The sequence below is a fragment of the Pseudomonas putida genome, from assembly GCF_002906855.1.
GTDB lineage: Bacteria > Pseudomonadota > Gammaproteobacteria > Pseudomonadales > Pseudomonadaceae > Aquipseudomonas > Aquipseudomonas putida_N.
The window spans coordinates 1,552,322-1,573,044 of sequence record NZ_MINI01000028.1; the positions used below are offsets into that span (position 1 = coordinate 1,552,322).

General features: G+C 61.1%; 17 protein-coding genes. 14 read left to right on the forward strand and 3 right to left on the reverse strand.

Annotated features, from left to right (window positions below):
* Nucleotide 1 precedes the first annotated feature (1 nt).
* From sdhA to BGP85_RS07595, 9 genes are all read left to right on the forward strand, one after another.
* Nucleotides 2-1,774: a succinate dehydrogenase flavoprotein subunit gene (sdhA, locus tag BGP85_RS07555; RefSeq protein ID WP_103446607.1), complete on the forward strand. Its 1,773-nt coding sequence runs from the start codon at nucleotides 2-4 to the stop codon at nucleotides 1,772-1,774.
* Between the two features lie 11 nt (nucleotides 1,775-1,785).
* Nucleotides 1,786-2,490: a succinate dehydrogenase iron-sulfur subunit gene (locus tag BGP85_RS07560; RefSeq protein ID WP_012315348.1), complete on the forward strand. Its 705-nt coding sequence runs from the start codon at nucleotides 1,786-1,788 to the stop codon at nucleotides 2,488-2,490.
* 246 nt (nucleotides 2,491-2,736) lie between these two features.
* Nucleotides 2,737-5,568, forward strand: coding sequence for a 2-oxoglutarate dehydrogenase E1 component (locus BGP85_RS07565; protein ID WP_103446608.1), 2,832 nt, complete (start codon nucleotides 2,737-2,739; stop codon nucleotides 5,566-5,568).
* Between the two features lie 42 nt (nucleotides 5,569-5,610).
* Nucleotides 5,611-6,831 carry a 2-oxoglutarate dehydrogenase complex dihydrolipoyllysine-residue succinyltransferase gene (odhB, locus tag BGP85_RS07570; RefSeq protein WP_103446609.1) on the forward strand — a complete coding sequence of 407 codons (1,221 nt, stop codon included), beginning with the start codon at nucleotides 5,611-5,613 and terminating at the stop codon, nucleotides 6,829-6,831.
* Nucleotides 6,832-6,924: 93 nt separating this feature from the next.
* A complete protein-coding gene (gene lpdA, locus BGP85_RS07575) occupies nucleotides 6,925-8,361 on the forward strand; it encodes a dihydrolipoyl dehydrogenase (protein ID WP_010954949.1) in 1,437 nt (478 codons plus the stop codon).
* A 172-nt stretch (nucleotides 8,362-8,533) separates the two neighbouring features.
* A complete protein-coding gene (gene sucC, locus BGP85_RS07580; protein ID WP_003254205.1) occupies nucleotides 8,534-9,700 on the forward strand; it encodes an ADP-forming succinate--CoA ligase subunit beta in 1,167 nt (388 codons plus the stop codon).
* Nucleotides 9,700-10,584: a succinate--CoA ligase subunit alpha gene (gene sucD / locus BGP85_RS07585; protein WP_016393102.1), complete on the forward strand. Its 885-nt coding sequence runs from the start codon at nucleotides 9,700-9,702 to the stop codon at nucleotides 10,582-10,584. The genes sucC and sucD overlap by 1 nt, the downstream gene beginning before the upstream one ends.
* Nucleotides 10,585-10,956: 372 nt before the next feature.
* Nucleotides 10,957-12,270, forward strand: coding sequence for a branched-chain amino acid transport system II carrier protein (brnQ, locus tag BGP85_RS07590; protein ID WP_103446610.1), 1,314 nt, complete (start codon nucleotides 10,957-10,959; stop codon nucleotides 12,268-12,270).
* Nucleotides 12,271-12,452: 182 nt separating this feature from the next.
* Nucleotides 12,453-13,202, forward strand: a complete 750-nt coding sequence (locus BGP85_RS07595) for a DUF599 domain-containing protein (protein ID WP_103446611.1) — start codon at nucleotides 12,453-12,455, stop codon at nucleotides 13,200-13,202.
* A 66-nt stretch (nucleotides 13,203-13,268) separates the two neighbouring features.
* Here BGP85_RS07595 and BGP85_RS07600 read toward each other — a convergent pair whose 3' ends face one another.
* Nucleotides 13,269-13,544, reverse strand: a complete 276-nt coding sequence (locus BGP85_RS07600; protein ID WP_016393105.1) for a hypothetical protein — start codon at nucleotides 13,542-13,544, stop codon at nucleotides 13,269-13,271.
* Nucleotides 13,545-13,698: 154 nt separating this feature from the next.
* On the opposite strand from BGP85_RS07600, the gene BGP85_RS07605 reads away from it, so the two are divergent.
* The 4 genes from BGP85_RS07605 (at nucleotide 13,699) to BGP85_RS07620 (ending at nucleotide 17,420) form a co-directional block, all read left to right on the forward strand.
* Nucleotides 13,699-14,175, forward strand: coding sequence for a PaaI family thioesterase (locus BGP85_RS07605; RefSeq protein ID WP_103446612.1), 477 nt, complete (start codon nucleotides 13,699-13,701; stop codon nucleotides 14,173-14,175).
* Entirely contained in the window at nucleotides 14,172-14,654 is a 483-nt protein-coding gene (locus BGP85_RS07610; RefSeq protein ID WP_103446613.1) for a PaaI family thioesterase, read from the forward strand. The genes BGP85_RS07605 and BGP85_RS07610 overlap by 4 nt, the downstream gene beginning before the upstream one ends.
* A gap of 69 nt (nucleotides 14,655-14,723) precedes the next feature.
* Complete coding sequence (gene htpG / locus BGP85_RS07615; protein WP_103446614.1) at nucleotides 14,724-16,631, forward strand: molecular chaperone HtpG; 1,908 nt, start codon at nucleotides 14,724-14,726, stop codon at nucleotides 16,629-16,631.
* A 63-nt stretch (nucleotides 16,632-16,694) separates the two neighbouring features.
* The gene (locus BGP85_RS07620) at nucleotides 16,695-17,420 is read left to right on the forward strand and encodes a dienelactone hydrolase family protein (RefSeq protein WP_103446615.1); all 726 of its coding nucleotides are present in this window, start codon (nucleotides 16,695-16,697) and stop codon (nucleotides 17,418-17,420) included.
* Nucleotides 17,421-17,451: 31 nt separating this feature from the next.
* Here the strand turns inward: BGP85_RS07620 and BGP85_RS07625 are convergent, their stop codons facing one another.
* Nucleotides 17,452-18,315 (reverse strand): pirin family protein, encoded by an 864-nt coding sequence (locus BGP85_RS07625; protein WP_103446616.1) that lies wholly within the window; start codon nucleotides 18,313-18,315, stop codon nucleotides 17,452-17,454.
* Between the two features lie 115 nt (nucleotides 18,316-18,430).
* Here BGP85_RS07625 and BGP85_RS07630 point away from each other — a divergent pair, with 115 nt between their 5' ends.
* The gene (locus BGP85_RS07630) at nucleotides 18,431-19,435 is read left to right on the forward strand and encodes an amidohydrolase family protein (protein WP_103446617.1); all 1,005 of its coding nucleotides are present in this window, start codon (nucleotides 18,431-18,433) and stop codon (nucleotides 19,433-19,435) included.
* A gap of 65 nt (nucleotides 19,436-19,500) precedes the next feature.
* Here BGP85_RS07630 and fabB read toward each other — a convergent pair whose 3' ends face one another.
* Nucleotides 19,501-20,721: a beta-ketoacyl-ACP synthase I gene (gene fabB / locus BGP85_RS07635; RefSeq protein WP_103446618.1), complete on the reverse strand. Its 1,221-nt coding sequence runs from the start codon at nucleotides 20,719-20,721 to the stop codon at nucleotides 19,501-19,503.
* Between the last annotated feature and the right edge of the window lie 2 nt (nucleotides 20,722-20,723).

The following is a 20,723-nucleotide window of genomic DNA, read 5'->3' on the forward strand; positions in this document are numbered from 1 at the left end:
CATGGCTAGCATTCCAACCATTTCCTTCGACGCCATCATCATCGGTGGCGGCGGCGCCGGCATGCGCGCAGCGCTGCAGCTGGCCCAGGGCGGTCACAAGACTGCCGTAGTCACCAAGGTCTTCCCGACCCGTTCGCACACTGTATCCGCCCAGGGCGGCATCACCTGCGCCATCGCTTCGGCTGACCCGAACGACGACTGGCGCTGGCACATGTACGATACCGTCAAGGGTTCCGACTACATCGGTGACCAGGACGCTATCGAATACATGTGTCAGGAAGGCCCGGCTGCGGTCTTCGAGCTGGACCACATGGGCCTGCCGTTCTCGCGTACCGAAACCGGCCGTATCTACCAGCGTCCGTTCGGTGGCCAGTCCAAGGACTTCGGTAAAGGTGGCCAGGCCGCCCGTACCTGCGCCGCTTCCGACCGTACCGGTCACGCGCTGCTGCACACCCTGTACCAGGGCAACCTGAAAGCCGGTACCACTTTCCTCAACGAGTACTACGCCGTTGACCTGGTGAAGAACCAGGAAGGCGCCTTTGTCGGTGTGATCGCGATCTGCATCGAAACCGGCGAAACCATGTACATCAAGTCCAAGGCCACCGTATTGGCCACTGGCGGTGCAGGCCGTATCTACGCCTCCACCACCAATGCCCTGATCAACACCGGTGACGGTATCGGCATGGCCCTGCGTGCAGGCGTACCGGTACAGGACATCGAGATGTGGCAGTTCCACCCGACCGGCATCGCCGGCGCCGGTGTACTGGTCACCGAAGGCTGCCGCGGTGAGGGTGGCTACCTGATCAACGCCCACGGCGAGCGCTTCATGGAGCGTTACGCGCCGAACGCCAAAGACCTGGCCGGCCGCGACGTGGTTGCCCGTTCCATGGTCAAGGAAATCATCGCCGGCAATGGCGTGGGCCCGAACAAGGACCACGTACTGCTGAAGCTGGACCACCTTGGCGAGGAAGTGCTGCACAGCCGCCTGCCAGGTATCTGCGAACTGTCCAAGACCTTCGCCCACGTCGACCCAGTCGTCGCGCCGGTGCCGGTCGTTCCAACCTGCCACTACATGATGGGTGGTGTAGCCACCAACATTCATGGCCAGGCCATCACCATGGACGAAGAAGGCAAGGATCACATCATTCCTGGCCTGTTCGCCGTAGGTGAAGTGGCGTGCGTATCGGTACACGGCGCCAACCGCCTGGGCGGCAACTCGCTGCTCGACCTGGTGGTGTTCGGCCGTGCTGCCGGCCTGCACCTGGAGAAGGCGCTGAGCGATGGCATCGAACACCTCGACGCCAGCGACACCGACATCGATGTTGCGCTGAACCGCCTGAACAAGCTCAACGAGCGTACATCCGGCGAAGACGTTGCCAGCCTGAAGCGCGAGCTGCAGAGCTGCATGCAGAACTACTTCGGTGTATTCCGCACTGGCGAATACATGCAGAAGGGTATCGAGCAGCTGGCCGGCCTGCGCGAGCGCATCGCCAACGTCAAGATCAACGACAAGTCCCAGGCCTTCAACACCGCGCGTATCGAAGCGCTGGAGCTGCAGAACCTGCTGGAAGTCGCCGAAGCTACCGCCATTGCGGCCGAAGCCCGTAAAGAGTCCCGCGGCGCTCACGCCCGTGAAGACTTCGAAGACCGTGACGACGAAAACTGGCTGTGCCACACCCTGTACTACCCGGGTGAGAAGCGCGTCGCCAAGCGTGGCGTCAACTTTGCGCCGAAGACTGTTCCAGCCTTCGAACCAAAAGTCCGGACTTACTAAGGGTGGCTGCTATGTTGAAAGTCGAAGTTTATCGTTACAACCCGGATACCGACTCGGCGCCCAAGATGGAGTCGTTCGACGTCGATACCGGCGGCAAGGACCTGATGGTGCTGGACGTGCTGGCGCTGATCAAGGAGAAGGACGAGGGATTCTCGTACCGTCGCTCCTGCCGTGAAGGCGTTTGCGGTTCCGATGGTATGAACATGAACGGCAAGAACGGCCTGGCCTGCATCACCCCGCTGTCGGGCGTGGTCAAGGGCAACAAGCTGGTTCTGCGTCCGCTGCCAGGCCTGCCGGTCATTCGTGACCTGGTGGTCGATATGAGCATCTTCTACAAGCAGTACGAGAAGGTGAAGCCGTTCCTGCAGAACGACACCCCGGCTCCGGCCATCGAGCGTCTGCAGTCGCCGGAAGACCGCGACAAGCTGGACGGTCTGTACGAGTGCATCCTGTGCGCTTGCTGCTCGACCTCCTGCCCGTCGTTCTGGTGGAACCCAGACAAGTTCCTGGGCCCGGCCGCCCTGCTGCAGGCCTATCGCTTCCTGGCCGACAGCCGTGACACCAAGACCCAGGAGCGCCTGGCGTCCCTGGATGACCCGTTCAGCGTATTCCGCTGCCGCGGGATCATGAACTGCGTCAACGTTTGCCCGAAGGGTCTGAACCCTACCAAGGCAATCGGTCACGTACGTAACATGCTGCTGCAAAGCGGCACCTGATACAAAGCGTTGTAACTGCAGTAAGCCGAGGTGCGGGTGGTGAGCCCGCACTGAGGTAAAACCTGAGCAAGGGCCCACAAAGCCCGCGCTCGATACCTATGAAGATATGAGACCAGCAGGGGCTTTCCGGGCTGGTACCCGGAAAATCAGCAGGATCCAAGTGGCGTGGCTCAGTCGCTTTATTCGGACTTTTCCAGGTTTGCTGTGGCTCTCGCCGATCAGTCCCCTAACCGAGGGTGACCAAGCATGCAAGAAAGCGTGATGCAGCGCATGTGGGATAGCGCCCACCTTTCAGGTGGTAACGCTGCATATGTGGAAGAGCTCTACGAGCTCTACCTGCACGACCCTAACGCTGTGCCAGAAGAGTGGCGCACTTACTTCCAGAAGTTGCCAGCCGACGGCAGCACCGCTACCGATGTATCGCACTCGACGATCCGCGACCATTTCGTACTGCTGGCAAAGAACCAGCGCCGCGCCCAACCGGTTTCCGCCGGGAGCGTGAGCACAGAACACGAGAAGAAGCAGGTTGAAGTTCTGCGACTGATCCAGGCCTATCGTATGCGCGGCCATCAGGCTGCCAAGCTCGACCCGTTGGGGTTGTGGCAGCGACCTGCGCCTGTAGACCTGTCGATCAATCACTACGGCTTGACCAATGCCGATCTTGATACGACCTTCCGTGCCGGCGACCTGTTCATCGGCAAAGAGGAGGCGAGCCTACGCGACATCTTCGAGGCACTCCAGAAGACATATTGTCGCACCATTGGCGCCGAGTTCACCCATATCGTCGATTCCGAGCAGCGCAGCTGGTTCCAGCAGCGCCTGGAAAGCGTGCGTGGCCGTCCGGAATTCTCGGTCGACGTGCAGACGCACCTGCTCGAGCGCGTGACTGCCGGTGAAGGCCTTGAGAAATACCTGGGCACCAAGTACCCAGGCACCAAGCGTTTCGGCCTCGAGGGCGGCGAAAGCCTGATCCCGATGCTGGACGAGATGATCCAGCGCTCCGGCTCCTATGGCACCAAGGAAGTCGTGATCGGCATGGCCCACCGCGGCCGTCTGAACGTGCTGGTCAACACCTTCGGCAAGAACCCGCGCGAGCTGTTCGACGAGTTCGAAGGCAAGAAGATGAACGAGCTGGGCTCCGGTGACGTGAAGTATCACCAGGGCTTCTCTTCGAACGTGATGACCCCGGGTGGCGAAGTTCACCTGGCCATGGCGTTCAACCCGTCCCACCTGGAAATCGTCTCGCCAGTGGTGGAAGGTTCGGTGCGCGCCCGTCAGGACCGTCGCAACGACACCGTGGGTGACAAGGTTCTGCCGATCTCGATCCACGGCGACGCTGCATTCGCCGGCCAGGGCGTGGTCATGGAAACCTTCCAGATGTCGCAGACCCGCGGTTTCAAGACCGGCGGAACCGTGCACATCGTGATCAACAACCAGGTTGGTTTCACCATCAGCAACCCGCTGGACGCACGTTCCACCGAGTACGCCACCGACGTCGCCAAGATGATTCAGGCGCCGATCCTGCACGTCAACGGTGACGATCCGGAAGCGGTACTGTTCGTGACCCAGCTGGCCATCGATTACCGCATGCAGTTCAAGCGTGACGTGGTCATCGACCTGGTCTGCTACCGTCGTCGCGGCCACAACGAGGCCGATGAGCCGAACGGCACCCAGCCGCTGATGTATCAGCAGATCACCAAGCAGCGCACGACTCGTGAGTTGTACGCTGAGGCGCTGATCCAGGCCGGTCGCATCGACGCCGAGCGTGCTCAGGCCAAGATCGACGAATATCGCAACGCCCTGGACAACGGCCTGCACGTGGTGAAGAGCCTGGTCAAGGAGCCGAACCGCGAGCTGTTCGTTGACTGGCGCCCGTACCTGGGCCATGCCTGGACCGCGCGTCACGACACCCGCTTCGACCTCAAGACCCTGCAGGACCTGTCGGCCAAGCTGCTGGAACTGCCGGAAGGCTTCGTCGTCCAGCGTCAGGTCGCGAAGATCTACGAAGATCGCCAGAAGATGCAGGCCGGTGGCTTGCCGATCAACTGGGGTTATGCAGAGACCATGGCTTACGCCACCCTGCAGTTCGAAGGTCACCCGATCCGCATGACCGGCCAGGACATCGGCCGTGGCACCTTCTCGCACCGTCACGCGGTGCTGCACAACCAGAAGGACGCCAGCACCTACGTACCGCTGAAGAACCTGTTCCCGGGCCAGCCACGTTTCGACCTGTACGACTCCTTCCTGTCGGAAGAGGCAGTACTGGCCTTCGAATACGGCTACTCGACCACCACGCCGAACGCGCTGGTGATCTGGGAAGCCCAGTTCGGCGACTTCGCCAACGGTGCCCAGGTAGTGATCGACCAGTTCATCACCAGCGGTGAGCACAAGTGGGGCCGCCTGTGCGGTCTGACCATGCTGCTGCCACACGGTTATGAAGGGCAGGGCCCGGAGCACTCCTCCGCGCGTCTGGAGCGTTACCTGCAGCTGTGCGCCGAGCACAACATCCAGGTCTGCGTACCAACCACCCCGGCACAGATCTACCACCTGCTGCGTCGCCAGGTCATTCGCCCGCTGCGCAAGCCGCTGGTGGTCCTAACGCCGAAGTCGCTGCTGCGCCACAAGCTGGCCATCTCGACCCTGGAAGACCTGGCAGAAGGCTCGTTCCAGACCGTGATCCCGGAAATCGACAGCCTCGATCCGGCCAAGGTCGAACGCCTGGTCCTGTGCAGCGGCAAGGTCTACTACGACCTGCTGGAAAAACGCCGTGCCGAAGGCCGTGAAGACATCGCGATCCTGCGTCTGGAGCAGCTGTATCCGTTCCCGGAAGACGACCTGGTCGAAATCCTGGCGCAATACACCAACCTCAAGCATGCGGTCTGGTGCCAGGAAGAACCGATGAACCAGGGCGCCTGGTACAGCAGTCAGCACCACATGCGCCGTATTCTGGGCCGCCACAACAAGGCGCTGGTCCTGGAATACGCCGGCCGCGACGCTTCCGCCGCGCCAGCCTGTGGTTACGCATCGAAGCACGCCGAACAGCAGGAAAAACTGCTGCAAGACGCCTTCACTGTTTAATGCCTTCGCGCACCTGAAACCGAATTTAAGGAAACACAGATAATGGCTATCGAGATCAAAGCCCCAACCTTCCCGGAATCGGTTGCCGATGGCACCGTTGCCACCTGGCACAAGCAGCCGGGCGATGCCGTCAAGCGTGACGAGCTGATCGTCGACATCGAGACCGACAAGGTCGTCCTGGAAGTGCTGGCCACCGCCGACGGCGTGCTGGGCGCGATCGTCAAGGGTGAGGGCGACACCGTCCTGTCCGACGAAGTGCTGGGTTCGATCGTTGAAGGTGGTGCTGCCGCCGCTGCTCCAGCTGCTGCTCCGGCCGCTGCTGCCCCGGCTGCCGCTGCTGCCGCCGACGCTGGCGAAGACGACCCGATCGCTGCTCCAGCCGCTCGCAAGCTGGCTGAAGAGAGCGGTATCGACCTGGCTACCGTCGCCGGCACCGGCAAAGGTGGTCGCATCACCAAGGAAGACGTCGTCGCCGCCGTCGCCAACAAGAAGTCGGCTCCGGCTCCTGCGGCCAAGCCTGCTGCTGCCGCTGCTGCCCCGGTTGTCGTTGCCGCTGGCGACCGCACCGAGAAGCGCGTGCCGATGACCCGCCTGCGCGCCAAGATCGCCGAGCGTCTGGTCGAAGCCCAGTCGAACATGGCCATGCTGACCACCTTCAACGAAGTCGACATGACCGAAGTCATGGCCCTGCGTTCGAAGTACAAGGACCTGTTCGAGAAGACCCACAACGGCGTACGCCTGGGCTTCATGTCGTTCTTCGTCAAGGCCGCCACCGAAGCCCTGAAGCGCTTCCCGGCAGTCAACGCCTCGATCGACGGCAACGACATCGTCTACCACGGCTTTGCCGACGTCGGCGTTGCCGTGTCGAGCGACCGTGGCCTGGTGGTGCCGGTACTGCGTAACGCCGAATCGATGAGCCTGGCTGAAATCGAAAACGGCATCGCCACTTTCGGCAAGAAGGCTCGTGACGGCAAGCTGGCCATCGAAGAAATGACCGGCGGCACCTTCACCATCACCAACGGCGGTACCTTCGGTTCGATGATGTCGACTCCGATCGTCAACCCGCCGCAGGCCGCGATTCTCGGCATGCACAACATCATCCAGCGTCCGATGGCCATCAACGGCCAAGTGGTTATCCGCCCGATGATGTACCTGGCACTGTCCTACGATCACCGCCTGATCGATGGCAAGGAAGCGGTAACCTTCCTGGTCACCATCAAGAACCTGCTGGAAGATCCGTCTCGCCTGCTGCTGGACATCTAACCCTCTGGCTGCGTACCGTGCCGGCCCTGGCTTCGCGAGAAGCCATGCCGCGCGGTTCGCGGCCTGTAGCTTGTAGCTGATAAGGAATCTTTTATGACCCAGAAATTCGACGTAGTGGTAATCGGTGCTGGTCCTGGCGGCTATGTTGCTGCCATCAAGGCCGCACAACTTGGTCTGAAGACTGCCTGTATCGAGAAGTACACCGACGCCGAGGGCAAGCTGGCCCTGGGCGGCACCTGCCTGAACGTAGGTTGCATCCCGTCCAAGGCGCTGCTGGACAGCTCCTGGAAGTACAAGGAAGCCAAAGAGAGCTTCAACGTCCACGGTATCTCCACTGGCGAAGTGAAGATGGACGTCGCCGCGATGGTCGGCCGCAAGGCTGGCATCGTGAAGAACCTGACCGGTGGCGTTGCCACTCTGTTCAAGGCCAACGGCGTTACCTCGATCCAGGGCCACGGCAAGCTGCTGGCTGGCAAGAAGGTCGAAGTCACCAAGGCTGACGGCACCACCGAAGTCATCGAAGCCGAGAACGTGATCCTCGCTTCCGGCTCGCGTCCGATCGACATTCCGCCGGCTCCGGTCGACCAGAACGTCATCGTCGACTCCACCGGCGCCCTGGAGTTCCAGGCCGTACCGAAGCGCCTGGGCGTGATCGGTGCAGGCGTGATCGGCCTGGAGCTGGGCTCGGTATGGGCCCGCCTGGGTGCTGAAGTCACCGTCCTGGAAGCCCTGGACACCTTCCTGATGGCTGCCGACACCGCCGTGTCGAAAGAAGCCCAGAAGACCCTGACCAAGCAAGGCCTGGACATCAAGCTGGGCGCTCGCGTCACTGGCTCGAAAGTCAACGGCAACGAAGTCGAAGTGACCTACACCAACGCCGAAGGCGAGCAGAAGATCACCTTCGACAAGCTGATCGTCGCGGTCGGCCGTCGTCCGGTGACCACCGATCTGCTGGCTTCCGACAGCGGCGTGACCATCGACGAGCGTGGCTACATCTTCGTCGATGACTACTGCGCTACCAGCGTTCCGGGCGTATACGCCATCGGTGACGTGGTGCGTGGCATGATGCTGGCGCACAAGGCCTCGGAAGAGGGCATCATGGTCGTCGAGCGCATCAAGGGCCACAAGGCTCAGATGAACTACGACCTGATCCCGTCGGTCATCTACACCCACCCGGAAATCGCGTGGGTCGGCAAGACCGAACAAGCCTTGAAGGCCGAGGGTGTTGAGGTTAACGTAGGCACCTTCCCGTTCGCGGCCAGCGGCCGTGCGATGGCAGCCAACGATACCGGTGGTTTCGTCAAGGTCATCGCCGACGCCAAGACCGACCGCGTCCTGGGTGTTCACGTGATTGGCCCATCGGCTGCCGAACTGGTACAGCAGGGCGCAATCGCAATGGAATTCGGCACCAGTGCCGAGGATCTGGGCATGATGGTCTTCAGCCATCCAACCCTGTCCGAAGCGTTGCATGAAGCAGCGCTGGCAGTGAATGGCGGCGCCATTCACGTGGCCAACCGTAAGAAGCGTTAATTATAAGAAACCACGGCGGGCTGCCCGTCGTGAGTCTTGCGCGCATGACTCACCGCGGAACGTCCGCCGGACCGGACTACACGGGAAAACCCGGGGTCAATGGTCACAGGTGGTGCGGCGCCAGCAATGGCGCAGCGCCGAAGCGCAGTACCTAACGAAGACGGTAAAAAGCATGAATCTTCACGAGTATCAGGGTAAGCAGCTGTTCGCTGAATACGGCCTGCCAGTTTCCAAGGGTTTCGCTGTCGATACCCCTGAGCAAGCTGCAGAAGCCTGCGACAAGATCGGCGGGAACGAGTGGGTAGTAAAAGCCCAGGTTCACGCGGGTGGTCGCGGTAAAGCGGGCGGCGTCAAGCTGGTTCGCAGCAAGGAAGACGCCAAGGCGTTCGCTGCACAGTGGTTGGGCAAGAATCTGGTTACCTACCAGACCGATGCCAACGGTCAACCCGTCTCCAAGATTCTGGTCGAATCCTGCACTGACATCGCCAAAGAGCTGTACCTGGGCGCTGTAGTGGATCGTTCGAGCCGCCGTATCGTGTTCATGGCTTCCACCGAAGGTGGCGTGGACATCGAGAAAGTTGCTCACGAAACTCCTGAGAAGATCCTCAAGGCTACCATCGACCCACTGGTTGGCGCTCAGCCGTTCCAGGGTCGTGAACTGGCGTTCCAGCTGGGTCTGGAAGGCAAGCAAGTTCAACAGTTCGCCAAGATCTTCGTTGGCCTGGCCAAGCTGTTCAAGGATCACGATCTGGCCCTGCTGGAAGTGAACCCGCTGGTGATCAAGGCCGACGGCGACCTGCACTGCCTCGATGCCAAGATCAACATCGACGCCAACGCCATGTACCGTCAGCCTAAGCTGAAGACCTTCCACGACCCGTCGCAGGACGATGCCCGTGAAGCCCACGCTGCCAAGTTCGAACTGAACTACGTTGCCCTCGAAGGCAACATCGGCTGCATGGTCAACGGTGCCGGCCTGGCCATGGGTACCATGGACATCGTCAACCTGCACGGCGGCAAGCCAGCCAACTTCCTCGACGTGGGCGGCGGTGCTACCAAAGAGCGCGTTACCGAAGCGTTCAAGATCATTCTGTCCGACAGCAATGTCGCGGCCGTTCTGGTCAACATCTTCGGCGGCATCGTTCGCTGCGACATGATTGCCGAAGGTATCATCGGCGCAGTGAAAGAAGTCGGCGTCAAGGTTCCGGTTGTCGTTCGCCTTGAAGGCAACAATGCCGAACTGGGCGCTAAAGTACTGGCAGAAAGCGGTTTGAACATCATTGCGGCCACCAGCCTGACCGACGCTGCTCAACAAGTTGTCAAAGCTGCGGAGGGCAAGTAATGAGCGTCCTGATCAATAAAGATACCAAAGTCATCTGCCAGGGCTTCACCGGCTCGCAGGGTACTTTCCACTCCGAACAAGCCATCGCCTACGGCACCAAGATGGTCGGCGGCGTTACTCCAGGCAAGGGTGGCACCACCCACCTGGGCCTGCCGGTGTTCAACACCGTCAAGGAAGCCGTGGAAGCTACCGGCGCTGATGCTTCGGTCATCTACGTTCCGGCTCCTTTCTGCAAGGACTCGATCCTGGAAGCTGCCTTCGGCGGCATCAAGCTGATCGTCTGCATCACCGAAGGCATTCCTACCCTGGACATGCTGGATGCCAAGGTCAAGTGCGACGAGCTGGGCGTGACCCTGATCGGCCCTAACTGCCCAGGCGTCATCACTCCGGGCGAGTGCAAGATCGGCATCATGCCAGGCCACATCCACCTGCCGGGCAAGGTCGGTATCGTTTCGCGTTCCGGCACCCTGACCTATGAAGCGGTCAAGCAGACCACCGACGCCGGCTTCGGCCAGTCGACCTGCGTGGGCATCGGCGGCGACCCGATCCCAGGCTCCAACTTCATCGACATCCTGAAGCTGTTCCAGGAAGACCCGAAGACCGAAGCGATCGTCATGATCGGTGAGATCGGCGGTTCGGCTGAAGAAGAAGCGGCGGCCTACATCAAGGCTAACGTCACCAAGCCAGTCGTTTCCTATATCGCCGGTGTTACTGCACCTGCGGGCAAGCGCATGGGCCACGCTGGCGCCATCATCTCCGGTGGCAAAGGCACTGCGGACGAGAAGTTCGCCGCGCTGCAGGACGCTGGTGTGAAGACCGTGCGTTCCCTGGCTGACATCGGCAAGGCCCTGGCCGAGCTGACCGGCTGGGAAGCCAAGAAGTAATACCTGCTACACCCCCCACGCGCACAGAGGCCACCTTCGGGTGGCCTTTGTCGTTTCTGCAGGTCGAACAGGCAGTTAGGTTTTTCGATGGGTTTGATAGGAATTTTCGCGCAGACGAAAGTTTCAATATGGTGATAATTCCTACTGTCTCCGGTCACACAGACGACAAACATATACGCACATCGGACAAGCAGCACTGTATCAGTGCGTTTACCGGGTAAAACGGTTAATCTACGCGTTCACTCTGTGCCCGTACCCCAAAAGGGAACGACACGCTAAACGGGTCTGGCCTATCAAGCCGGGCAGCATTTCCCTCATCCAAAGGGAAATCCCCTCTCGAATCCCGATTTCAGCAGTGTGGTACTACCTTAAATGAAAGTTCTCAAAGGCCAGGATATCCTGGCGCTTGGCTTTATGACGTTTGCGCTTTTCGTAGGCGCTGGCAACATCATCTTCCCGCCTATCGTCGGTCTGCAGTCTGGCCCGCACGTGTGGATGGCGGCCCTGGGCTTCCTGGTCACTGCCGTCGGCCTGCCGGTCATCACCGTGGTCGCCCTGGCCAAGGTCGGTGGTGGCATGGACGCCTTGAGCAGCCCGATCGGCAAGTTCTTCGGTGGCCTGCTGGCGGCCGTGTGCTACCTGTCGGTCGGCCCGCTGTTCGCGACACCGCGTACTGCGACCGTATCGTTCGAAGTGGGCGTGGCACCGCTGACGGGTGAAAGCCCGACGGCGCTGTTCATCTACAGCCTGGTGTACTTCGCCGTGGTACTGGCCGTGTCCATGTACCCGGGCAAGTTGCTCGACACCGTTGGCCGCTTCCTCGCGCCGCTGAAGATCATCGCCCTGGCGGTGCTGGGCATCGCGGCCTTCGCCCTGCCGGCCGGGACCATTGGTGAAGCGCAGCCGGCCTATGCCGCCGCTGCGTTCTCCAAGGGCTTCTCCGATGGCTACCTGACCATGGACACCCTCGGTGCCCTGGTGTTCGGTATCGTCATTGTCAACGCCATCCGCTCGCGCGGTGTTGAGTCGCCGAAGCTGATCACCCGCTACGCCATCATCGCCGGCCTGATTGCCGGTGTCGGCCTGGCGCTGGTGTACGTCAGCCTGTTCCGCCTGGGCGCCACTAGCCACGACATCGCCGCTGATGCCACCAACGGTGCAGCCGTTCTGCACGCCTACGTGCAGCACACGTTCGGCTCCTTGGGCAGCGGCTTCCTCGCGGTGCTGATCGCCTTGGCGTGCCTGGTGACGGCGGTGGGCCTGACCTGCGCTTGCGCCGAGTACTTCAGCCAGATTTTGCCGCTGTCGTACCGTGCTCTGGTGGTGATCCTGGCAGGCTTCTCGCTGCTGATCTCCAACCTGGGCCTGACCAAGCTGATCATGTTCTCGATCCCGGTGTTGACCGCCATCTATCCGCCATGCATCGTGGTGGTGGGCCTGAGCTTCGTGAAGGACCTGTGGAATTCGCCGACCCGCATCCTGGCCCCGGTGATGCTGGTGTCGCTGGTGTTCGGCATGGTCGACGCGATCAAAGGGAGCGATATTGCCCATGTGTTGCCGGACGTTCTGGCGCACCTGCCGCTTAGCGATCAGGGCCTTGCCTGGCTGGTGCCATCGGTGGTGACGCTGGTTGGCGCCGTGGCCTGCGACCGCATGCTCGGCAAGCCGCGCGAAGCGTTGGCCTGAGACGTTGAAGCCTGAGGTCGGCACCGGCCACAAGCCGTAGGGTGCTCGCCAAGGGTGGAGACTCGAAAGCCCCGCATCTGACAGGATGCGGGGCTTTTTCGTTTCAGTGTGTGCCTTTTGCCGCTTGTGGGCGTCGAAACCCGGTCACTATTCTTTATGCACCTGGCCCTCGGGAATCCTGCATGAATTTCATCCAAAGCAACCTCCACAACCTCCTGGCCGTCTGCTGGTTCGCCCTCTGCTGGGGCGGCTACACCCGCTATGCCATCTGGAAAGGCCGCGACACCGCGTGCCTGGCCAGCGTGCTGCACCTGTACCGGGAAGACTGGATGCGCCGCATGCTGCTGCGCGACAACCGTATCGCCGACGCCAGCGTGATCGGCAACCTGGAGCGCAATGCGTCGTTCTTTGCCTCCAGTACCCTGATCATCCTCGCCGGCATCCTCACCGTACTGGGCGCTTCGGATCGCGCGCTGTCGTTGCTCGCCGACCTGCCGCTGGTGCAGCAGGCGTCCCAGGGCATGTCGGAGATCAAGCTGCTGTGCCTGGCCATGGTGTTCGTCTACGCCTTCTTCACCTTCAGCTGGTGCATGCGTCAATACAACTTTGCTGCCGTGCTGGTGGGGTCCGCGCCGATGATCGGCGAGCGCCAGGTCAACGAGCAGGAGCGCAAGGCCTTTGCCTCGCGTGCCGCACGGGTGCTGTCGCTGGCAGCCAACCAGTTCAACTTTGGCCTGCGCTCTTATTACTTCGGCATGGCCATGCTGACCTGGTTCATCAGCCCCTGGCTGTTCATGGTCGTGAGTGTCGGTGTAGTGCTGATTCTGTATCGCCGTGAGTTCCATTCCGATGTATTGGACGTCATGGTGTTCACGCCAACCGAAAGTGCACTGACAGACATGCCCAGGGAAAGTTCCAGTAGTATTAACTGAAACGTTTAATCTACTAAAGGCAAGCACAAAAAAACCCGACAATGTCGGGTTTTTTTATTCGCTCGATTACTGCTTGGCAGGTTCGGCAGGCGCGGTTTCCGGCGCCGGAGTAGCCGGGGCGGCCTCTTCGGCGGCCTTCTTCTCGGCTTCAGCCTGATCTTTGGCGGCTTCGGCGTTTTCCTTGGCTGCGTCGTTCATTTTATCCTGAGCTTCGCCCATCTTTTCCTGGGCTTGCTCGGCGTGTTGCTGTGCGTCTTGGGCTTTGTCTTCGCTCGCTTTATCGCAAGCAGCCAGGCCCATGGCAGCAGCCAGCATCAGAGCAAAAGCAAAAGGTTTACGCATGGGGGTGTTTCTCCTTGGTGGAATAATTGACTTGTTCCTTCGAGTTCAGCCATGCGGAATAAGTTCCGCAGAGGTTACAGATATATAACACCCCGTTGTATATAGACTTTTTATTGATTTTATGCCGCTGCGGCAGTGCTTATGGACCTCGCCTATGAACGATCAAAGCTTGTTGGCCATGGCTGAGCGTTTTCTCTCGGCATTGAAACATTGCCAACGGTTGCAGATGCGCGTTGCCCATGCTGACAGTGAAGGTATGACGTTGGTCATGCCCTGGTCGCCAGCGATCGTCGGCAACCCGCAGACCGGCGCGGTGCACGGTGGTGCTCTGACCACGTTGATGGATACCACCTGCGGCATGGCCACGTTGTGCGTATTGCCGCGCTTCGAGGTGTGCCCGACGCTCGATCTGCGCATCGATTACATGCACCCGTCCGCCCCCGGCAAGCCGATCTACGGCCATGCACATTGCTATCGCGTGACCCGTGACGTCATTTTCACCCGCGGCACCGCCTACCAGGACGACCCCGAGCAGCCGATCTGCCAGGTGGTCGGCACCTTCATGCGCCTGGGCCAGGAGATCAAGGGTGGCATCCGTTTCGGCAACAGCCTGAAGGAGGGTGGGGCATGATCCCTGAACACGTTCGTCAGCAATTGAACGCAGCCCACGCGGTCGGCGACTATGGCCCCTTGCTGGCCTTGATCCCTTACGCCGGGCTGATCGGCATCGAGTGCCAGCGCGAGGGCGACGACCTGCTGTTCCGCTTGCCGGCCAGCCAGGACAACATCGGCAACCCGTTGCTGCCGGCCATCCATGGTGGTGTCATTGCTGGCTTCATGGAGCTTTCCGCAGCCCTGTATCTGCTGATCTATAGCGAGAGCGCGAGCATTCCGAAGATCATTGATTTCTCCATCGACTACCTGCGCGCCGGGCATTTTCGTGACACCTACGCCCAGTGCCAGCTGTGGCGTCAGGGGCGGCGGGTGACCAACGTTGCCATCACCGCCTGGCAGGCAGATCGACAGTCGCCGATCGCCACCGCCCGCGCGCATTTCAAGATCGAGCCGGAAAAGCCCTTGAAATCGTCCGGGCAGCCCCCATCTGCATGACATCCGCCGTTAAAGCAGGCCATGTCGGCCGCTAGGCGTCACTGCCATCAGATCGGAGTTTTGAAGACCATGAGTGTTGAGGCTCAAAAGGAAACACTAGGCTTCCAGACCGAGGTAAAGCAGCTGCTGCACCTCATGATTCACTCCTTGTACTCGAACAAGGAAATCTTCCTGCGTGAACTGATCTCCAACGCCTCCGACGCCGCCGACAAGCTGCGTTTCGAGGCCCTGGCCAAGCCAGAGCTGCTTGAGACCGACGCCGACCTGAAGATCCGCCTGAGCTTCGACAAGGACGCCGGTACCGTCACCCTCGAGGACAACGGCATCGGCATGAGCCGTGAAGATGTCATTGCCCACCTGGGCACCATTGCCAAGTCCGGCACCGCCGACTTCATGAAGAACCTCACCGGTGACCAGAAGAAGGACTCGCACCTGATCGGTCAGTTCGGTGTTGGCTTCTACTCGGCCTTCATCGTTGCCGACAAGGTCGATGTGTACAGCCGCCGTGCCGGCCTGCCAGCTACCGAAGGCGTGCACTGGTCGTCGAAGGGCGAGGGTGAATTTGAAGTCGCCACCATCGACAAGCCGCAGCGTGGCACCCGCATCGTCCTGCACCTGAAGAAGGACGAGCAGGAGTTCGCCGATGGCTGGCGCCTGCGCAACGTGGTCAAGAAGTACTCCGACCACATTGCCCTGCCGATCGAGCTGCCCAAAGAGCAGGCTGCAGCCGCCGAAGGTGAAGAAAAGCCAGCGCAGGAATGGGAAACCGTCAACCGCGCCAGCGCCCTGTGGACCCGTTCGCGCTCCGAGGTAAAGGACGAGGAATACCAGGAGTTCTACAAGCACATCGGCCATGATTTCGAGAACCCGCTGGCCTGGAGCCACAACAAGGTCGAAGGCAAGCTCGAATACAACTCGCTGCTGTACGTGCCGGCCCGTGCACCGTTCGACCTGTACCAGCGCGAAGCGCCGCGCGGTCTGAAGCTGTATGTTCAGCGCGTGTTCATCATGGACCAGGCCGAGTCGTTCCTGCCGCTGTACCTGCGTTTCATCAAGGGTGTGGTCGACTCCAATGACCTGTCGCTGAACGTCTCCCGCGAGATCCTGCAGAAAGACCCGATCATCGACTCGATGAAGACCGCGCTGACCAAGCGTGTGCTGGATATGCTGGAGAAGCTGGCGAAAAACGAGCCTGAGCAGTACAAGGGCTTCTGGAAAAACTTCGGCCAGGTGCTGAAGGAAGGCCCGGCTGAAGACTTCGCCAACAAGGAAAAGATCGCCGGCCTGCTGCGCTTTGCCTCCACCCAGGACGACAGCGGCGAGCAGAGCGTTGCCCTGGCTGACTACCTGGCGCGCGCCAAGGAAGGTCAGGACAAGATCTACTACCTCACCGGCGAGTCCTACGCGCAGGTCAAGAACAGCCCGCACCTGGAAGTCTTCCGCAAGAAAGGCATCGAGGTCCTGCTGCTGACCGACCGCATCGACGAGTGGCTGATGAGCTACCTCAACGAGTTCGATGGCAAGGCCTTCGTCGACGTTGCCCGTGGCGACCTGGACCTCGGCAAGCTGGACTCGGAAGAGGACAAGAAAGCCCAGGAAGAAGTGGCCAAGGGCAAGGAAGGCCTGGTCGAGCGCCTGAAAGGTGCCTTGGGTGACAGCGTCGCCGAAGTGCGCGTGTCGCACCGCCTGACCGACTCGCCGGCGATCCTCGCCATCGGCGAACAGGACCTGGGCCTTCAGATGCGTCAGATCCTTGAAGCCAGCGGCCAGAAGGTGCCGGATTCGAAGCCGATCTTCGAGTTCAACCCGACTCACCCGCTGATCGAGAAGCTGGACAACGAGCAGAGCGAAGACCGCTTCGCCGAACTGTCGCACATCCTCTTCGATCAGGCCGCGCTGGCGGCAGGTGACAGCCTGAAGGACCCGGCGGCTTACGTTCGTCGCCTGAACAAGCTGCTGGTCGAGCTGTCTGCTTGAGTTGATGCACAGGAAAGCCCGCTTCGGCGGGCTTTTTTTTAGTGAGTGCCTAAGGAGTGCTTGATGAGCAAGGTAATCGTCGAATCGCTGGTCTATCACCTGTCCGGCAAGGCCTATGAAAGCCGCCTGGTCTACGAGCCAGGTGCTCTGGGCCGCCCAGGCCTGGTGATGGCGCCGAACTGGATGGGCATCGGCGAAGGTGCCGAGCGTATCGCCAAGGAAGTGGCCGAGAAGGGCTATGTGGTACTGATTGCCGACCTGTATGGGCAGTCGGTGCGTCCCTCTAATGCCGAGGAGGCAGGGGCGGCGATGATGCCGCTGAAGGACGACCGCGGAGAACTGCGCAAGCGCATGAAGGAAGCGCTGGACCAGTTGCTGGGGCAGTCCAAGGCGCTGCTGGAGCCGGGCAAGGTGGCCACATTCGGCTTCTGCTTCGGTGGCTGCTGTGCCCTGGAGCTGGCCCGTACCGGGGCCGACCTGAAAGCGGCGGTGTCATTCCACGGCACGCTGGACACTCCGAACCCGGAAGATGCCAAGCGTATCAAGGGCTCGGTGCTGGTACTGCACGGTGCTTCCGACCCGTTGGTGCCGAAGGAGCAATTGCCGGCGTTCGAAGTCGAAATGAACGCGGCCAAGGTGGACTGGCAGCTGTTGAGCTACGGTGGCGCGGTGCACTCGTTCACTGATCCGAGTGCCAATGTGCCGGGCAAGATGCAGTACGACCGCCGTACTTCGGAGCGGGCGTTCCGCTCGATGCACAACCTGCTCAGCGAAGTGTTCCAGCGCTGATCGCTCTTTGGGGCCGCAGCGCGGCCCCAGTCTAGCGAGGCAACTCGATTCTCGAAGTCTCCCCGGGCACGACTGGCCAATCCCCCGCAGCCCACCTGGCCCGGGCCCGCTCGATCAGCTCCCCATCACTGGCCACAAAATTCCAGTTCATACGCCGCGGCCCATCCAGCGGGTCCCCGCCTATCAGCACCAACTGGCATTCTTCCTCGGCATACAGCGTGACCGCTTCCCCCTCTGGCAGTACGACCAGGCTACAGGTCTCGACCGATTCACCGCCCATGAACAGCTCACCGTCGAGCAGGTACAGCGCCCGTTGCACATGTTCTTCAGGCACCACCAGCGTGGTAGCCGGCTGCATCAGCACATGTGCATAGAGCGTAGGAGAGAGCACCGGCACCGGTGATTCCAGGCAGAACCCGCTGCCAGCAATCATGCAGATGCGCACGCCCAGGTTATCACTGACCGGCAGGCTTGCCGCCGGATGATGGCTGTAGCTCGGCTCGCCCTGTTCGAGCGGCTGTGGCGAGGCCAGCCACACCTGCAGCCCGTGCAAGCGTGAGCCATGGGCCAAGGCGTCCTCAGGCGTGCGCTCGACATGCGCCACACCTTTGCCGGCGGTCATCCAGCTCACATCACCCGGCAGCACGCGCTGCTCCGAGCCGAGGCTGTCCTTGTGCAGGATCGCGCCTTCGAACAGGTAGGTGAGGGTGGAGAGGCCGATATGCGGATGCTGGCGGATATCCATGCCATGGCCCGGTGCATAGTCGGTCTCAAGCATATGGTCGAAGAACACGAACGGGCCGACGCTGCGGCACTGGGCCGAGGGTAGCGGGCGCAGGATCGGCTGGCCCTCGACCGATTCGGCGCGTGGGCGGATGATCAGGGGGCTGCTCATGGCGGGCTCCAGGCGAGGTGGAAATGCCCCAAGCATAGCGGTTTGCCGGGCAATGCTGAACCGTTGCGCTGGCGGCCCGGTCTACCCTGCTGATGCCCGCAAAAGGAGGTTGCCCATGATTGCCAGAACGCTGGCCTGCATGCTGTTGTCTGGCTGGCTATGCCAGGCGGCGCAGGCCCGTGACTATCGCTTCAGCGATGCTCATCTGCACTACGTGGATTTCTTTCAGGAAACCGAAGGCATGCCGGCGCTGATCAAGGCCATGGATGATGCTGGTGTCGAGCATTCGATGATTTCCGGTATTCCGGTGGCCAAGAAATGGCATGAAGACGAACCCAAGCGCCCGCGCTACTACGCTGGCGACGATGCCGAGGCCTATTGGTACAGCGCGACCGATACCTACGTAGCTGCCGCGTTGGAAAAATTACCGGCCGAGCAGCGAAAGCGTTTCCATCCGTTTCTGACCGGTTTCAATCCGGTAGACAAGAATGCCGTCAGCCATATCGAGCGCATGCTCGAACTCAACCCTGGGCTGTGGCAGGGGATCGGTGAGGTTTTCACGCGCCATGACGACCTGACCGCGCTCACAAGTGGCGATACACCGCGGGCCAACAACGAAGCGATGACCCGCATTTACCACCTGGCGGCGGAGCGCGACATGCCGGTGTTGCTGCACTCGAACATCACCTCCAAGCGAGAGCGCAATCCGCTGTACCTGGCGGAGATCGAAGAGCCGCTGCGCAATCATCCGCATACCCGCTTCATCTGGGCGCATGCGGGGAGCAGCGCGGAGATTCATCGACACCAGATCTGCATGGAGTTTCTTCTGCCGGTGCTGACGCGGTTGCTGGCGGACTATCCGAACCTGTATGTGGATCTGTCGTGGAGTGTGCTGCAGCCGTATCTGCTGGACGAGCAGGGCGTGCCGCGCAAAGAGTGGTTGGCACTGGTCGAACGGTATCCGGACCGGTTCATGCTGGGCTCGGATGTGGTGGGCCGGTTTGGCAGCCTGGGGGAGCAGATGCACGGGTTTGTGCCGTTTCTGGATGCTTTGCCCGAAGAGGTGGCCAACAAAGTGGCCCGGGATAACTTTCTGGCGGTGTTGCCCAGGAACAAGTAGTACAGGCTATACAAATGAAAACGCCCCGAACCAGTCGGGGCGTTTTCAGTTACCGCAGCAGCGTCTTATTTGCCAGTCCAGCGCTTGAGCACGAGAGTGGCGTTGGTGCCGCCGAAGCCGAAGCTGTTGCTCATGACCGTGTCGATCTTGGCGTTTTCTTCGGTCTTGCGCAGTACCGGCAGGTCGGCAACTTCAGGGTCCAGCTCGTCGATGTTGGCGGAGCCGGCGATGAAGTTGTTTTCCATCATCAGCAGGCAGTAGATCGCCTCGTGCACACCGGCGGCGCCCAGCGAGTGGCCCGACAGGCTCTTGGTCGAGCTGATTTTCGGTGCCTTGTCGCCGAACACTTCACGCACGCCTTTCATCTCGGCGACGTCGCCGACCGGGGTGGAGGTGCCGTGGGTGTTCAGGTAGTCGATCGGGGTGTCGACGGTGGACAGCGCCTGCTGCATGCAGCGGATGGCGCCTTCGCCGCTCGGTGCGACCATGTCGTAGCCGTCGGAAGTGGCCCCGTAGCCGACGATTTCGGCGTAGATCTTGGCGCCGCGGGCGAGGGCATGTTCCAGCTCTTCGACCACGACCATGCCGCCGCCGCCAGCGATGACGAAGCCGTCACGGTCGGCGTCGTAGGCGCGCGAAGCCTTTTCCGGGGTTTCGTTGCGCTTGGTCGACAGTGCGCCCATGGCATCGAACAGGAACGACTGGCTCCAGTGCTCTTCTTCACCGCCACCGGCGAAGACGATGTCCTGCTTGCCCCACTGGATCTGCTCCAGGGCGGTGCCGATGCAGTGTGCGGAAGTGGCACAGGCCGACGAGATCGAGTAGTTGATACCCTTGATCTTGAACGGGGTGGCCAGGCACGCCGAAACGGTGCTGCCCATGGTGCGGGTGACGCGGTACGGGCCGACGCGCTTGACGCCTTTCTCGCGCAGGGTATCCAGCGCTTCCATCTGGTTCAGGGTCGAGGCGCCGCCGGAGCCGGCAACCAGGCCGGTACGCGGGTTGGAAACCTGCTCTTCGGTCAGGCCCGAGTCCTTGATCGCATCCTGCATTGCCAGGTAGGCGTAGGCAGCGGCGTGGCCGACGAAGCGGTAGACCTTGCGGTCGATCAGTTCTTCGAGGTTGAGGTCGATGGAGCCGGAAACCTGGCTACGCAGCCCCTGTTCCTTGTATTCCGGGTTGTAACGGATACCCGGACGGCTGTTGCGCAGGTTTTCGGTGACGGTAGCTTTGTCATTGCCCAGGCACGATACGATGCCCAGACCAGTGATAACGACGCGGCGCATGC

Excerpts from the sequence above, each read along its gene's own strand:
- sdhA (WP_103446607.1), top strand. The coding sequence starts at position 2 with ATGGCTAGCATTCCAACCATTTCCTTCGACGCCATCATCATCGGTGGC.
- BGP85_RS07560 (WP_012315348.1), top strand. The coding sequence starts at position 1,786 with ATGTTGAAAGTCGAAGTTTATCGTTACAACCCGGATACCGACTCGGCG.
- BGP85_RS07565 (WP_103446608.1), top strand. The coding sequence starts at position 2,737 with ATGCAAGAAAGCGTGATGCAGCGCATGTGGGATAGCGCCCACCTTTCA.
- odhB (WP_103446609.1), top strand. The coding sequence starts at position 5,611 with ATGGCTATCGAGATCAAAGCCCCAACCTTCCCGGAATCGGTTGCCGAT.
- lpdA (WP_010954949.1), top strand. The coding sequence starts at position 6,925 with ATGACCCAGAAATTCGACGTAGTGGTAATCGGTGCTGGTCCTGGCGGC.
- sucC (WP_003254205.1), top strand. The coding sequence starts at position 8,534 with ATGAATCTTCACGAGTATCAGGGTAAGCAGCTGTTCGCTGAATACGGC.
- sucD (WP_016393102.1), top strand. The coding sequence starts at position 9,700 with ATGAGCGTCCTGATCAATAAAGATACCAAAGTCATCTGCCAGGGCTTC.
- brnQ (WP_103446610.1), top strand. The coding sequence starts at position 10,957 with ATGAAAGTTCTCAAAGGCCAGGATATCCTGGCGCTTGGCTTTATGACG.
- BGP85_RS07595 (WP_103446611.1), top strand. The coding sequence starts at position 12,453 with ATGAATTTCATCCAAAGCAACCTCCACAACCTCCTGGCCGTCTGCTGG.
- BGP85_RS07600 (WP_016393105.1), bottom strand. The coding sequence starts at position 13,544 with ATGCGTAAACCTTTTGCTTTTGCTCTGATGCTGGCTGCTGCCATGGGC.
- BGP85_RS07605 (WP_103446612.1), top strand. The coding sequence starts at position 13,699 with ATGAACGATCAAAGCTTGTTGGCCATGGCTGAGCGTTTTCTCTCGGCA.
- BGP85_RS07610 (WP_103446613.1), top strand. The coding sequence starts at position 14,172 with ATGATCCCTGAACACGTTCGTCAGCAATTGAACGCAGCCCACGCGGTC.
- htpG (WP_103446614.1), top strand. The coding sequence starts at position 14,724 with ATGAGTGTTGAGGCTCAAAAGGAAACACTAGGCTTCCAGACCGAGGTA.
- BGP85_RS07620 (WP_103446615.1), top strand. The coding sequence starts at position 16,695 with ATGAGCAAGGTAATCGTCGAATCGCTGGTCTATCACCTGTCCGGCAAG.
- BGP85_RS07625 (WP_103446616.1), bottom strand. The coding sequence starts at position 18,315 with ATGAGCAGCCCCCTGATCATCCGCCCACGCGCCGAATCGGTCGAGGGC.
- BGP85_RS07630 (WP_103446617.1), top strand. The coding sequence starts at position 18,431 with ATGATTGCCAGAACGCTGGCCTGCATGCTGTTGTCTGGCTGGCTATGC.
- fabB (WP_103446618.1), bottom strand. The coding sequence starts at position 20,721 with ATGCGCCGCGTCGTTATCACTGGTCTGGGCATCGTATCGTGCCTGGGC.